The 12,505-nt window shown below is 58.0% G+C and carries 12 protein-coding genes; 6 read left to right on the top strand and 6 right to left on the bottom strand.

Annotated features, from left to right (window positions below; genetic code table 11):
• The first annotated feature begins 163 nt into the window (after positions 1 to 163).
• The gene (locus AACT07_RS05875) at positions 164 to 1,402 is read left to right on the top strand and encodes a multifunctional CCA addition/repair protein (RefSeq protein ID WP_069526901.1); all 1,239 of its coding nucleotides are present in this window, start codon (positions 164 to 166) and stop codon (positions 1,400 to 1,402) included.
• Between the two features lie 119 nt (positions 1,403 to 1,521).
• Here the strand turns inward: AACT07_RS05875 and AACT07_RS05880 are convergent, their stop codons facing one another.
• Positions 1,522 to 3,120, bottom strand: a complete 1,599-nt coding sequence (locus AACT07_RS05880; protein WP_069526902.1) for a BCCT family transporter — start codon at positions 3,118 to 3,120, stop codon at positions 1,522 to 1,524.
• Between the two features lie 9 nt (positions 3,121 to 3,129).
• Positions 3,130 to 3,657, bottom strand: coding sequence for a hypothetical protein (locus tag AACT07_RS05885; RefSeq protein ID WP_069526903.1), 528 nt, complete (start codon positions 3,655 to 3,657; stop codon positions 3,130 to 3,132).
• Positions 3,658 to 3,820: 163 nt separating this feature from the next.
• On the opposite strand from AACT07_RS05885, the gene AACT07_RS05890 reads away from it, so the two are divergent.
• The gene (locus tag AACT07_RS05890; protein WP_013723454.1) at positions 3,821 to 4,300 is read left to right on the top strand and encodes a MarR family winged helix-turn-helix transcriptional regulator; all 480 of its coding nucleotides are present in this window, start codon (positions 3,821 to 3,823) and stop codon (positions 4,298 to 4,300) included.
• Positions 4,301 to 4,371: 71 nt separating this feature from the next.
• Here AACT07_RS05890 and AACT07_RS05895 read toward each other — a convergent pair whose 3' ends face one another.
• Positions 4,372 to 4,953: a YjaG family protein gene (locus tag AACT07_RS05895; protein ID WP_021231718.1), complete on the bottom strand. Its 582-nt coding sequence runs from the start codon at positions 4,951 to 4,953 to the stop codon at positions 4,372 to 4,374.
• A 162-nt stretch (positions 4,954 to 5,115) separates the two neighbouring features.
• On the opposite strand from AACT07_RS05895, the gene AACT07_RS05900 reads away from it, so the two are divergent.
• Complete coding sequence (locus tag AACT07_RS05900) at positions 5,116 to 6,060, top strand: D-2-hydroxyacid dehydrogenase (RefSeq protein WP_005363043.1); 945 nt, start codon at positions 5,116 to 5,118, stop codon at positions 6,058 to 6,060.
• A gap of 71 nt (positions 6,061 to 6,131) precedes the next feature.
• Here the strand turns inward: AACT07_RS05900 and mepM are convergent, their stop codons facing one another.
• Positions 6,132 to 7,469: a murein DD-endopeptidase MepM gene (gene mepM, locus AACT07_RS05905; protein WP_042081590.1), complete on the bottom strand. Its 1,338-nt coding sequence runs from the start codon at positions 7,467 to 7,469 to the stop codon at positions 6,132 to 6,134.
• A 260-nt stretch (positions 7,470 to 7,729) separates the two neighbouring features.
• Here mepM and AACT07_RS05910 point away from each other — a divergent pair, with 260 nt between their 5' ends.
• Both AACT07_RS05910 and AACT07_RS05915 read left to right on the top strand, forming a co-directional pair.
• Positions 7,730 to 9,028: a LapD/MoxY N-terminal periplasmic domain-containing protein gene (locus AACT07_RS05910; RefSeq protein WP_069526904.1), complete on the top strand. Its 1,299-nt coding sequence runs from the start codon at positions 7,730 to 7,732 to the stop codon at positions 9,026 to 9,028.
• On the top strand, positions 9,025 to 9,966 hold the full coding sequence (locus AACT07_RS05915; protein WP_069526905.1) for a TAXI family TRAP transporter solute-binding subunit: 942 nt from the start codon (positions 9,025 to 9,027) through the stop codon (positions 9,964 to 9,966). Before AACT07_RS05910 ends, AACT07_RS05915 begins: the two co-directional genes overlap by 4 nt.
• Here AACT07_RS05915 and AACT07_RS05920 read toward each other — a convergent pair.
• Positions 9,961 to 10,635 (bottom strand): transglutaminase-like cysteine peptidase, encoded by a 675-nt coding sequence (locus AACT07_RS05920; protein WP_005335848.1) that lies wholly within the window; start codon positions 10,633 to 10,635, stop codon positions 9,961 to 9,963. The two genes, AACT07_RS05915 and AACT07_RS05920, sit on opposite strands and share 6 nt — an antisense overlap.
• A gap of 67 nt (positions 10,636 to 10,702) precedes the next feature.
• Positions 10,703 to 11,635, bottom strand: a complete 933-nt coding sequence (gene znuA / locus AACT07_RS05925) for a zinc ABC transporter substrate-binding protein ZnuA (RefSeq protein ID WP_069526906.1) — start codon at positions 11,633 to 11,635, stop codon at positions 10,703 to 10,705.
• A gap of 93 nt (positions 11,636 to 11,728) precedes the next feature.
• Here znuA and znuC point away from each other — a divergent pair, with 93 nt between their 5' ends.
• On the top strand, positions 11,729 to 12,505 hold the full coding sequence (gene znuC, locus AACT07_RS05930; RefSeq protein WP_069526907.1) for a zinc ABC transporter ATP-binding protein ZnuC: 777 nt from the start codon (positions 11,729 to 11,731) through the stop codon (positions 12,503 to 12,505).

Genomic DNA, 12,505 nt, shown 5'->3' on the forward strand with positions numbered 1-12,505 from the left:
CATCCCGCAGCACAGCGCCAGCTGTCTGGTGCGGCAGCGTAAGGCCTCGTCACGCCCAAGTCAAAGCCGCGCTGACTGACGCTGCGGGCAGGTGGTGCTCAGGCAGCAAAGCGGTAACAAAGACGATATACTCGGCCCCACGATTGATGACGGGAGAGACGGTTTGCAGACTTATCTGGTTGGGGGCGCAGTGCGGGATCGCCTGCTGGGATTGCCGCAGGGCGACAGAGATTATCTGGTGGTCGGCGCCACCGTGGAACAGATGCTAGCGCTGGGTTTTACCCAGGTCGGCCGCGACTTTCCCGTGTTTCTTCACCCCAAAACCCAGCAGGAGTATGCCCTCGCCCGTACCGAACGCAAACAGGGTCAGGGCTACACCGGTTTTGTCTGCCACGCCGCCCCCGATGTGACGCTGGAACAGGATCTGCTGCGCCGGGATCTCACCATCAACGCTATCGCCGAGGATGATCAGGGCCAGCTCCATGATCCCTACGGCGGCATCAAGGATTTGGAAAAGCGGCTGCTGCGCCACGTTTCCCCTGCCTTTGCCGAAGATCCGCTGCGCATCCTGCGGGTCGCCCGCTTCGCCGCCCGCTTCCACGCTCAGGGCTTTACCATAGCGCCGGAGACCCTCGCCCTGATGAGCGAGATGACGGCCGCTGGCGAGCTGGCCCACCTCACGCCGGAGCGAGTCTGGAAGGAGCTGGAAAAAGTGCTGCTGGGGCCGACCCCGCAGATCTTTATCGAGGTGCTGCGCCAGTGCGGCGCCCTGAAGGCGCTGTTCCCAGAGATTGATGCGCTGTTTGGCGTCCCCGCCCCGGCCAAGTGGCACCCGGAGATCGACACCGGCATCCACACCCTGATGGTGCTGGAACAGGCGTGCCGGATCTCCCCCGAGCTGACCGTGCGCTTTGCCGCCCTCTGCCACGACCTTGGCAAGGGAGTAACCCCCAAGGAGTTCTGGCCAAGCCATCACGGTCACGGCCAGAAAGGGCTGCCGCTTATTCGCGCTCTGTGCGAGCGGTTCCGGGTACCCAATGAGTGCCGGGATCTGGCGCTGCTGGTGAGCGATCTGCACACCCACATCCATATCGCCTTTGAGCTCAAGCCCGCCACCCTGCTCAAGGTATTCGACAAGGCTGATGCCTGGCGTCGCCCCGAGCGCTTTGCCCAGCTGCTGGATGCCTGCCGCGCCGACTTCCACGGCCGCACCGGTTTCGAGGAGCGGGTCTACGCCGAGCCGGACTATGTGGCCGAAGCGCTGGCTGCCGCCCAGGCAGTGCCGGTGAAAGAGATAGTGGCGGCCGGTTTCAAAGGAGAAGAGATCAAGGAGCAGCTGGCCAAAAAGCGCACTGATGCCATCAGCCGCATCAAGGATGAGTGGACCTTTATCGAAGAGTAACCTCGGCCCCATAACAGACGGCCGCCCTGATGATGAGCTCCGCAAGGAGAGCATCGCCAGGGCGGCCGTTTTGCATCCAGATTAATATGTGAGGGGGGCGCTAACCCCTGCTGGTGCCGTTATGCGGGACCAATTCGCTCCATCAGGCTCATATGGGATGAGCCATCGTGGCGCTTGAGGTTCTGGCGATACTCGAACTGGCGCTGGCTCTCCTGCTTGAGCCCCAGCATCAGCGAATAGCACATCGCCAACATGATCACCGAGAAGGGCAGTGCCGCTATGATGCTGGCCGCCTGCAAGGCCGCCAGGCCGCCGGAAACCAGCAGGATAGCGGCAACCAGCCCCTGCCCCAGACCCCATACGGCGCGGTGCAGTACCGGCGGCTCCTGATCACCGATGGAGAGCAGGGTGGTGATGACCAGCGTGCCCGAGTCACTGGAGGTGATGAAGTAGGTGCAGATAAGCAGGGTCAATACAGCCTTGGCGATCCAGCCGAAGGTCTCCCAGTGCAGCAGCTCGACCGTCTTGTAGAGCGCCAGCGTCACATCCTGATTGACCGCAGCGACCACGCCGCCACCGCCAAACAGCTCCAGATTCATCGCCGTACCGCCAAACACGGTGAGCCAGAACATGCCGAGCAGCGAGGGTACCAGCAACACACCGAGCACAAACTCGCGAATGGTACGCCCCTTGGAAATACGGGCGATAAACATGCCGACAAACGGCGCCCAGGCAATCCACCAACCCCAGTAAAACGCCGTCCAGCTCGACTGCCAGGCCGAGGTGCCGTTGGCCTCGGTGTTGGTCCAGAAGCTCAGTTTGACGATGTTCTGCAGGTAATCACCGATGTTCTGTACATAGGCGTTGAGGATATAGGTGGTCGGCCCCAGCACCAGAAAGAGTGCGAGTACGAAGACGCTCAGCCAGATATTGAGCTCGGAGAGGATCTTCACTCCGCGCCCGACCCCGGAAACCGCCGACAGAGTGGCGATCAGGCTGATACTGCCAATCAGCCAGAGCTGGTTGGACTGCGACACCGCCATACCAAACATCTGGTTGAGGCCGGTATTCATCTGGGAGACCCCCAGACCAAGGGAGGTCGCCACCCCGAACACGGTGCCGAACACCGCCAGCACATCGGCCGCATGGCCCCAAAAACCGTAAATCCGCTCGCCAAGGATGGGGTAAAGCACAGAGCGGATCGCCAGCGGCAACTTGCGCCGGTAGCTGAAAAAGGCAAGTGACAGGCCGACGATCACATAGATGGCCCAGGGGTGCAGGCCCCAATGGAAAAAGGTAAGGCGCATGGCGATCTGGGCCGCTTCCGGGGTCATCCCTTCGGTAATGAACGGATTGCCCTGCAGATGGTTCATCGGCTCGGCGATGCTCCAGAACACCAGACCGATACCCATGCCTGCGCTAAAGAGCATGGAGAACCAGGCGAAGTAGCCGAACTCCGGTACCTGGTCGTCGTCACCCAGCCGGATGCTGCCAAAACGGCTGAACATCAGGTAGACGGCGAAGAACAGGAACAGGGCGACCACCAGAATGTAGTACCACTTGAACCCGGCAATAATCTGATCCTTGGCACCGACAAACCAGGCGGCCGCGGTATCGGGAACAAATACGCCAAACAGCAAAAACAGGGTGATCACGGTGAGGGCCGTCATGGCCATAGTCGGGTTGAGGCCTTTCAATAGCCCTTTGCTTGCTCGCATCCAGCCTCCTTAGTCGTTGTTGAAAAAGTCTTCGCCCACATGATCACCGGCACCGCCGATGGCGCGATAGACCAGTTTGCCAGCCGCCTGTTCGCGGTGATCCACCAGCGAAACCGAGGGCTGGCCATTCACGGCGTGACGCTTGCCAAGGAAGATGGCCATGGGGACACCCAGATTGGAGACACCGCTGGTGATCCAGAGGCGGTTGAAGTCGTAAGAGCCACCGATGAACTCCAACTGGGCCAGGCCGGTATCTAGGCCTGTCAGATAGAAGTTCATGGCACTTTCGTCAGGAAAGAGGTGCACCAGCACATAGGCGTAGCGTAATTCATTCACCAACTCCTTTAGGTTGAAAGTACCTGTCTCACTGCAGGAGAGGGGTAACTCACCATCATAGTGGTGTACCTTGAGGTTGTTGGGGTCTTCATCATAGGCAGGCTGATAGCGCACAAAAGCCGAGGTATCCGGCAGTTCATAGCGCACTCTGACCACACGTAACTCGGCCACCAGAGACTTGATATCCAGCTCGTCATTCATCATTTCGCTCCTCAAATGTCAGGGTGAATTCCGTGAAATGCCCGTCAACCTAACACAAAATTAGTTAGAGCAGAAATTATTACAACAAAAACCATATTGACCTTGTGACGAATTAGGCGGAAAATTTTGCGCCTCTCCATTGCCCTCCAATGACGCACACCCCATGGAAAAACATGATGAAGTGCTGGTTGCCCTGCGCCAGATTATTCGTGCCATCGATATGCACTCCAGGCGCTTGATCAAAGAAGCCGGGCTCACCTCCCCGCAACTCTTGCTGCTCAAAGGGATCGACGAGCTGGGACAGATCTCCATGCGTCAGCTGGCCGATCACACCAACATGAGCCAGGCCACCGCCACCACCATCATGGACCGATTGGAGAGCCGCCAACTGGTGCAGCGCGTTCGCAGCAATACCGACAAGCGCAAGGTTCACGCGACACTGACTGACGCAGGCCGCGCCCTGCTGGCCCAGGCCCCGACCCCGCTGCAAGAGCGCTTCATCCAACGTTTTCAGGCACTGGAAGCGTGGGAGCAGACCCTGCTGCTCTCTTCCCTGCAACGCATCTCCTCCATGATGAATGCAGACGAAATCGACGCTGCCCCGGTGCTGAGCGTCAGACCCCTCACCGAAGAGCAGGCATAAGCTGCTGAACAATTTCAGGCATAAAAAAAGCTCCCGAACGGGAGCTTTTTTCGATCAGGGGCCGCAGAGAATTACTCTTCCAGGCTGATCCCGATATTGGAGACGCCATCCTGAGAGGCGAATGCTCTGATGGCCAGGATTCGATCGCTGTCGCGCTCATGGGCAACCCGCTTGAGCAGTTCAACCTGGAACTCCAGTTCGGCTTCCATGTACTCGTGCTCGTAGAGCTCCTCTTCGGTCAGATCCCGCTCTTCCAGCAGCTCGATAAAACCGGCCACGGTACCGACTGACGCATGGCTGGCATCGTTGGCCTCTTCGCCAACCCGGCAGATCACCGAGTTGTAGGCGCAGCCCAGCGCAACACAGGCATCCAGCGCGGGATAGGCACCGTAGGATTCAAACTTGCGGGGATCCGGAATGTGAGACTCGAACTCTTCGAGAATGGCACCCAGATTGACCCGGGATCCCTTGACGGTGAGGTAGACCCACATCTGATCCAGCGCATGCCGGAAAGCGCCTGCATTGCCAAAGCCGGAAGCCTGACAGAACAGGGCATAGTTGGGGTACATGCGCTCTGCCAGCGCCAGGGTGTAGACGGTCTGTTGCCAAGGCTGTAGCTCGGCCAGTCGCTTATAAAACTTGTCACCAAACACTGGAGTCGGATCCTTTGCAAAATGTGGGGCAGATTGTAGCCCACGAGGCGCGCGGCGAAAACGAAAAAGCGCCCTGGTCGGCTATGTTGCGATATGAAGTCAGGTAAGATGGGTCGAGAGCGGCATCTTGTTGCGCCGCAAATTCTGATAAGGAACAAGAGTATGAGCCAACGTACCCTTCTTTTGCTCAGCCAGGATAATGCTCACTACGAACGGCTGCTCAAGGCCGCCAATCTCCCCCATCTGCGCATTCTGCGAGCCGATAACCAGAGCGATGCCGAGAAGCTGATCGGCGAAGCCCATATTCTGATGGCCGAACCGGCCCGTGCCAAACCGCTGCTGCCCAAAGCCAACAAGCTGAGCTGGTTCCAGTCCACCTATGCGGGAGTCGATGTGCTGCTCGACCCTGACAGTCGCCGCGACTACCAGCTCACCAATGTGCGCGGCATCTTCGGCCCGCTGATGAGCGAGTATGTCTTTGGTCATCTGCTCAGCCTGATGCGCCAAATCCCCCTTTATCGGGAACAGCAGAAACAGCGACTGTGGCAAAGCCACCCCTATCAGGGCCTCAAGGGGCGCACCATGCTGATCCTGGGGACCGGCAGCATTGGTCAGCATATTGCCCACACCGGCAAACATTTTGGCATGAAGGTGCTGGGCATCAGCCGCAGCGGTCGGGAGCGGGCCGGGTTTGATCAGGTTTATCAGCTACCTGCGCTCAACAAGATGCTGGCGCAGGCCGATGTCATCGTCAGCGTGCTGCCAGCCACCCGCGATACCCGTCATCTGTTCAATGCCGCCCGCTTCGAACACTGCAAACCGGGCGCCATCCTGTTCAACGTCGGCCGTGGCAGCGCCGTGCACTCTGGCGATCTGCTCACCGCACTGCGTACCGGCAAGCTGGCGATGGCGGTGCTGGATGTGTTCGAGCAGGAGCCGCTGCCCGCCGACAGTCCACTGTGGGGCCAACCCAACCTCATCGTCACCCCCCACAACAGCGCCTACAGCTTCCCGGATGATGTGGCCCAGATCTTTGTGCGCAACTACATCCGCTTTATCGATGGCCAGCCACTGGATGGCAAGATCGACTTCGACAAGGGTTACTAACCCTCACTGCGCATGTAAAAAGGCCCCGCCAATCTGGCGGGGCCTTTCATTTCAGGCTGTGACGACAGGAATCAACCCGCGGCCAGCTCCTTGCGGTAGCTCTTCACCTTGGCAAGGAACTGACGACGCTCCTTGCCGCTGAGCGGTTCAGCCATAGGCAGCTTGGCGGTCATGGCATTGACCGGGCGGTTGTTAATCCGCAGCTCGTAGTGCAGGTGAGCACCGGTCGAGCGACCTGTGTTGCCAGAGAGGCCGATCTTGTCGCCCATCTTCACTCGCTGACCGGTTTTGACCAGCAGCTTGCTCAGGTGCAGATAACGGGTAGAGAGAGTACGGCCATGCTTGATGACGATATAGGTACCCGCCAGTGGGTGGCTGGTTGCCTTCTGGACGACACCATCGCCGGTCGCCAGCACTGGCGTGCCCACCGGCACCGCAAAGTCAGTGCCCTCGTGAGGACGCACCATACCGGTTACCGGATGTTTGCGCGCCGGGTTGAAGTTGGAGCTGATCCGATAGCGGCTGTGGGTCGGGTAGCGGCGGAATCCGCGCTCCAGACTGTTGCCCTGACCGTCGTAATAGTTGCCGTCATCGGAGAGCCAGGCCGATACCGTCTTGCCCTGGCTGGTCACTTCCACACCCAGCAGCTGGCTGTTACCAGTGCTCTTGCCTTCCACCGTCTCCTGGCGTACAAGCACTTTGAACTTGTCGCCCTTCTGCAGATCCTTGGCAAAATTCATTCGCCACTGGAACAGGTTGGCAATTTTCTGGATATGGTTGGCCGGAATCCCCGCATTGCGGGCACTGACATAGAAGCTGCCGTTGATCACGCCGTTGTAACGCTGCGGTTGCCACTCAACCTTCTCATTGATCATGGAGGCGGTATAGGCATCGTCGCTGCGAGCCATCACCAACGTCTGCTTGATGTTCAGGCGGATTTTGAGTTGCTGCAGGATGTTGTCCTGATCGATCAGCAGCTCAATATTCTGGCCCGGCTTGAGGCGCGCCAGATAGTTCTTGTTGTCCGCGTCCAGCACCTTGTAGAGGGTGGTGGTGGATAGACCGAGATTGTTAAAAATAGCGGTCAGGTTTTCTCCGTTGCGGACCCGGTAATCCTGCCACTGGGGGGTGGTGTCGACCGGGATGTCGTCATCCGGCGCACTCTGATCAACCAGTTCGTGATCGGGGATTTCGTTAAAGTCGGTGTTGTTTTCGTTGGTTGCCGTACCTGCGGTATCAATGGGCAACTCAAGACGCAGCGGCCGCTCGAGGATGTCACCCGGAGCTGGCAATAATGCTACTGCTGACAGGGTCATGGCCGTCAGCATCAGCATGGCGTAAAAGTGTTTGCGGGGAACCGGTGGTTCCCAATTGGCAGCCTGTACTACCAAGGGACGGAGACGTTTCATCCGCTATCCTGTATTTAGATCTAAAGAGTGTGAGTTGCGATGTCAGTTGTGACAAAACCGTATAAAACTGTTTGTTGGACACAAATAGTTACAAATAGTTCATCACAATCTGCATGAACCTCACATTTTATGCATAACCCGCCCGGATGGGCAGAAATGATCGTCTTTTTTAACCATTTTTTCCTATTTTTAAGAACCGGGTCGGATTCGATACTGAATAGAAACCTGAAATGTTGCGATAACTTTTCCATGGAGTGGATATGTCGTTAGCAAAACTGTTAATCAGAATAATTGTCGTCCTGTTCCTGATCGGTGCAGCGCTGCTGTTTGCACTGGAAGTCACGACGGTCCGCCAATCCATCCTCGACCAGATGTCAGCCAACCTGGAAACCGCCATCACCGCTCTCGGGCTGGTGCTGCAAGGAACCCTGCTTAATGACGACAATGTGCTGGCCGAGACCATAGTCAATGCGATGTTTGATGGCGGTTTCGTCAGCTCGGTCATTCTGGTGGATCCGGATGGTCAGGTACTGTTTCAGAAGGCATTCCACTCTACCCAACAAAATGTCCCCGGCTGGCTTCCCTCGGTTATCGGCATGCCCCCCGTCAAAATTGAGCAAGAGTTGACCGATGGCTGGCGCATGCTGGGCACTCTGACCCTTGAGGGGCATAGCGGCTACGCCTATCAGCATCTGTGGAATGCCATCAGTCGCACCGGTCTGGCGCTGCTGGCGGGCCTCGTCGTATTTACCCTGATCATCTCTCTGGTCTGCAAACGCCTGCTGCAGCCCCTGGAGCAGATCAACCTGCAGCTGATCCGTATCCGCAAACACCAGTTCAACAGCACCCTGCCCACTCCCTGGTTGCAAGACCTCAGAGAAGTGGCACTTTCCATCAACCAATTGGTTTCCGAACGCAAACGGGATCTGCTGCAACAACGACTCAAAATCACCCAGCTGGGAAAACAGCTGCCACTGACGACCCCACAGCCGCTGCAAGGAGTGAGCCCGCTGCCGGAAGGCGGACAACTGCAAAAATTTGTCTCCACACAAGGGGAGATCGCGCTCTATCAGCGTTTCTTGCCCAGTCAGCCCCTCGGTGCCGACAGCGATCTCGCAACCATCCAGAGCACCCTGCAACAGTGGCAGCACTCTCATATAGAAGGGGTCTTGCTGCCCCTCTCCCTGCTCAATCACCCGCAATGGTCCGAGATCGCCCCTCTGCTAAGCCAGGGGCGAGGAAAAACACTGGATTGGCACTGGGATGTAGCCACATTCCCCGCCCACGGCCAGTCTACCTTGGCTGCGTTGCAGGAACAGGGGTGTGAGCTCGCCTTCAGCGCCATTCCCCTCAATGCGGATACCTTCAATCAACTTGACCCGCTCAATCCCATCTTTATCAGCTGTCAGCTGACCGATGCGCCGCTCTACTGGAATCTGCTCTCCCAAACCATGCATGCCGCCGGTTATACCCTGCTGGCAGAATCGGGAGAGTGCCGCGACATCGACAAACTGCGGACCTGGGGTATCGATGGTTATGCCAAGGAGGCGCAATCATGAAGAAGCTCGCCATGCTGTTGCTCCTGCTGTGGCAACCCGGCCTGATGGCTGAAACCGTCACTATCACCACCGGGGGTGAGCAGGGGATTTATCACCAGATAACCAAAGAGTTTTGCCGTCTGGCCCATGAGGTCGATGAGCAACTTGCGTGCACATTGCTGAGCTCATCGGGTTCAATAGAAAACCTGAAGCGGCTGAAGAGTGGCGAGACCGCCTACGCCATGGTGCAGTCAGACTGGCTGTATCAGGCAAGCAAAGGCGTGGGCCCTTTTACCACCCAGCCGCAACCTGAGCTGCGCGCCCTGTTTGCCACCCATGCCGAGCCCTTCACCATAGTGATCCGTGCCGATGGCGATATCACTTCACTGGAACAGCTCAAGCTTGCCCCCATCGACATGGGGTTGAAGAGCTCGGGAACCCGCCAGACGGCGCTGACCCTGTTCAACATCTTGGGAGCGAAAGAGCAGGATCTCGATCTGAAGAGCATGGCCAACCTGCCGGATGCGCTCTGCAGCAAGCAGATCGACGCATTTGCACTGGTGATGGGACACCCTAACCGGATTGTGCTCGACACCGCCAAACGTTGCGCGGTCAGTTTCCTCCCCATCGATGGGGCCACCCGTGATCAGCTACTCAAGGGGGTCAAATATTACCAACGCAGTCAGGTGCCCGCCCGCATCTACCCCGGCAATCTGAAGGCGACCCCCACATTTGCCATTGCCGCCACCCTGGTCACCAATGCCAGCATGCCGGAAGAGTCTGTCTATCGTCTGACCAAGGCCATGCTGACCCAGCAGACCAAGTTCAATGAGCAGACTTATGGCTACGCCAATATGTTTCACCGGGCACGCAATAAAACCGGTCCGGTGCTGAGTATTGAGCAGCATCCGGGCGCGGCGAAATATTTCGAGGAGCTGAAAGCGGCAGGCAAGCTATAACTGACGACGGGGAGAGCGCAGTTGCTCGCTGGAGAAACGGGTCTTCATCGATGTCCACTGCGCCAACCGATCGGCACTCCCCGCCAGCGTCCCTTCCCGCCGTGACTTCATGATCCAGATGCTTTTGGCATCGAAACTGTAAACGGGAATGAGATCGGTACGCTTGCTGCCCGGCAGGATCCGGCTGTTGATGTTGTCGAGCACCAGTGGATCAGCCTTGGGCGTCGGGAAGTAGAGCGTCACCATGTGGAATTGGTTGTAACGCACCGCCTTGACGTAGGCCAGCCGCAGCTTCTTCTCATCCACCCCCAGCTCCATCAGGGTGTAGTACTTGGAGATGCTGTAATCCTCGCAATCCCCACCCCGGGCACCGATGAACTCCAGCGGATTGGCCCAGTAATCCTCATCTCCCCACAGCTTGGGATCCTCGCTATAGGTGAGATTGTTGAAGTAGTTGTTCACCAGCTCGATCTTCTGCTGGTCGGTTGTACCCGCTCTGGGGGTGAGCAGGCGAGAGAATGCCTCGGCCCGTTGAATGGCGCGGCCACCATACACTTCCTGCAGCTTGGCCCGCAGATCCGGACTGGCAATATATTCGGAAAGACGCGAAGCCTGCACGTTGGCGCAACATAGCGCCAACGTGCAGGCCGGGATCAACAACCATTTCATACCGGACACTCCATGTCAGATGCTGGAGGTCAGTATAGCCCCTCCGGATGAGAGACTCAGCCGCTGATCAGCGACATTGGGCAAATGCGTCTGCCAGTTGCTGCATGAATTGGGGATAACCATCCGGGCCGAGCGGTACCTGTTCACCCACCTCATCAAGCAACAGCACCTTGGCGCCGGTATTGCGTGCCACCGATTCGATCACAGCCGGTGAGAATTGCGGCTCGGCATAAATGCAGCTCGCCTGCTTCTCTTCCAGTGCCTTGCGGATATCCACCAGGGTCTTGGCGCCAGGGCGACGCTCAGGGCTCACGGTAAAGTGACCCTTTGAACTCATGCCGTAGTGGCGCTCCCAGTAGCCATACGCCTCGTGGAATACAAAGTACCCCTTCTCATTCACCGCCTTCATCTGGCCGGCAATCACCTTGTCTTTGGCATCCACCTTGGTATCAAATGCCGCGAGGTTGGCGTCATAGCGAGCCTGATTGGCCGGATCCAGCTTGCCCAATTCACTTGCGATCGCCTTGGCAATCACTTTGGCCTGCGTCGGGCCAAGCCAGATATGGGGATCGACCCCTTCGTGATGATGTCCTTCATGCCCTTCATCATGGTCACCGTGCTCGTGGGCGGCATGATCGTGATCATCATGGTCATGGGAGTCGTGACTATCCTGAGTCGCGTAGTTGAACAGCGGCATCCCCTCAACCTGAGTCAGGGCCAGAGCATGGGGATGGTTGGCCAGCGGCTTGGCCATAAAACCTTCCAGCTCGGGGCCAACCCACACCACCAGATCGGCACTGTTGATGCTGCGAATATCGGACGGACGCAGGGAGAAATCGTGGGGAGAGGCACCGGTCGGCAGCAATACCTTGGGCTCGCTCACCCCGTCAGTGATCGCCGCAGCGATGAAGCCAAGGGGCTTGATGGTGGTCAGTACCTCAATGGCACGAACAGGCAAACTCACCGCCAGCAGGGCAGTGAAAAACGCAATAATTCTCATTGGTGAATCTCGTCAGGGGGTGAGTATGTGATAATATAACAGCCGCTTTTTGTTATATTATAACTCTCACTGGCTGTAAACCCCGGAGTTGTCATGAGCCAACTGGTAGAGCTGAAAGAGGTCTCTCTCTCGTTTGATGGACGCTCTGTGCTCGACAAGGTCTCCTTTACCCTCAATAAAGGCAAAATCACCACGCTCGTCGGCCCCAACGGGGCGGGCAAGAGCACCCTGAGCAAGCTTGTGCTGGGTCTGCTCACCCCGGACTCGGGCAAGATCACCCGCAGCCGCGATCTGAGAGTCGGCTATGTGCCACAGCGCCTCTATCTGGATCCCACCTTGCCGCTGACGGTACGCCGCTTCCTGCAACTGGGCAAAAACAGCCGCCTCTCCATCGAGGAGGCGCTGACCCGGGTTGGCGCAGAGGGATTGCTGGAAAACCGGATGCAGAAGCTCTCCGGAGGTGAGATGCAGCGTGTGCTGCTGGCTCGCGCCCTGCTGGTCAAGCCCGAGCTGCTGGTGCTGGACGAGCCGGTACAAGGGGTCGATATCACCGGCCAGATCGAGCTCTACGCCCTGATCGGTCAGCTCGCCGCCGAGCTCAATTGCGCCGTGCTGATGGTCTCCCACGACCTGCATCTGGTGATGGCCAGCACCCACGAGGTGATCTGCCTCAACCGCCATGTCTGCTGTCATGGCGAGCCGGAAAGCGTGGCCCGCCATCCCGAATTTGCCCGTCTGTTCGGGCGACCGGAGCAGGAGGTGCTGGCGGTCTATACCCACCATCACCACTGCGACGGCGAACACCATCATCATGAACCGCAGGCCCCCGTCATCCGCCTGCCTTCTCGCAACAACGCTCACAGCAAATAG

The organism is Aeromonas sp. ANP5 (genome assembly GCF_963870295.1).
Classification (GTDB): Bacteria; Pseudomonadota; Gammaproteobacteria; order Enterobacterales; family Aeromonadaceae; genus Aeromonas; species Aeromonas veronii.

What these genes read in the sequence shown, in the direction of transcription:
- AACT07_RS05880 (WP_069526902.1), bottom strand. Translation starts at nt 3,120, where the DNA reads ATGCGAGCAAGCAAAGGGCTATTGAAAGGCCTCAACCCGACTATGGCC.
- AACT07_RS05885 (WP_069526903.1), bottom strand. Translation starts at nt 3,657, where the DNA reads ATGAATGACGAGCTGGATATCAAGTCTCTGGTGGCCGAGTTACGTGTG.
- AACT07_RS05890 (WP_013723454.1), top strand. Translation starts at nt 3,821, where the DNA reads ATGGAAAAACATGATGAAGTGCTGGTTGCCCTGCGCCAGATTATTCGT.
- AACT07_RS05900 (WP_005363043.1), top strand. Translation starts at nt 5,116, where the DNA reads ATGAGCCAACGTACCCTTCTTTTGCTCAGCCAGGATAATGCTCACTAC.
- mepM (WP_042081590.1), bottom strand. Translation starts at nt 7,469, where the DNA reads ATGAAACGTCTCCGTCCCTTGGTAGTACAGGCTGCCAATTGGGAACCA.
- AACT07_RS05910 (WP_069526904.1), top strand. Translation starts at nt 7,730, where the DNA reads ATGTCGTTAGCAAAACTGTTAATCAGAATAATTGTCGTCCTGTTCCTG.
- AACT07_RS05915 (WP_069526905.1), top strand. Translation starts at nt 9,025, where the DNA reads ATGAAGAAGCTCGCCATGCTGTTGCTCCTGCTGTGGCAACCCGGCCTG.
- AACT07_RS05920 (WP_005335848.1), bottom strand. Translation starts at nt 10,635, where the DNA reads ATGAAATGGTTGTTGATCCCGGCCTGCACGTTGGCGCTATGTTGCGCC.
- znuA (WP_069526906.1), bottom strand. Translation starts at nt 11,635, where the DNA reads ATGAGAATTATTGCGTTTTTCACTGCCCTGCTGGCGGTGAGTTTGCCT.
- znuC (WP_069526907.1), top strand. Translation starts at nt 11,729, where the DNA reads ATGAGCCAACTGGTAGAGCTGAAAGAGGTCTCTCTCTCGTTTGATGGA.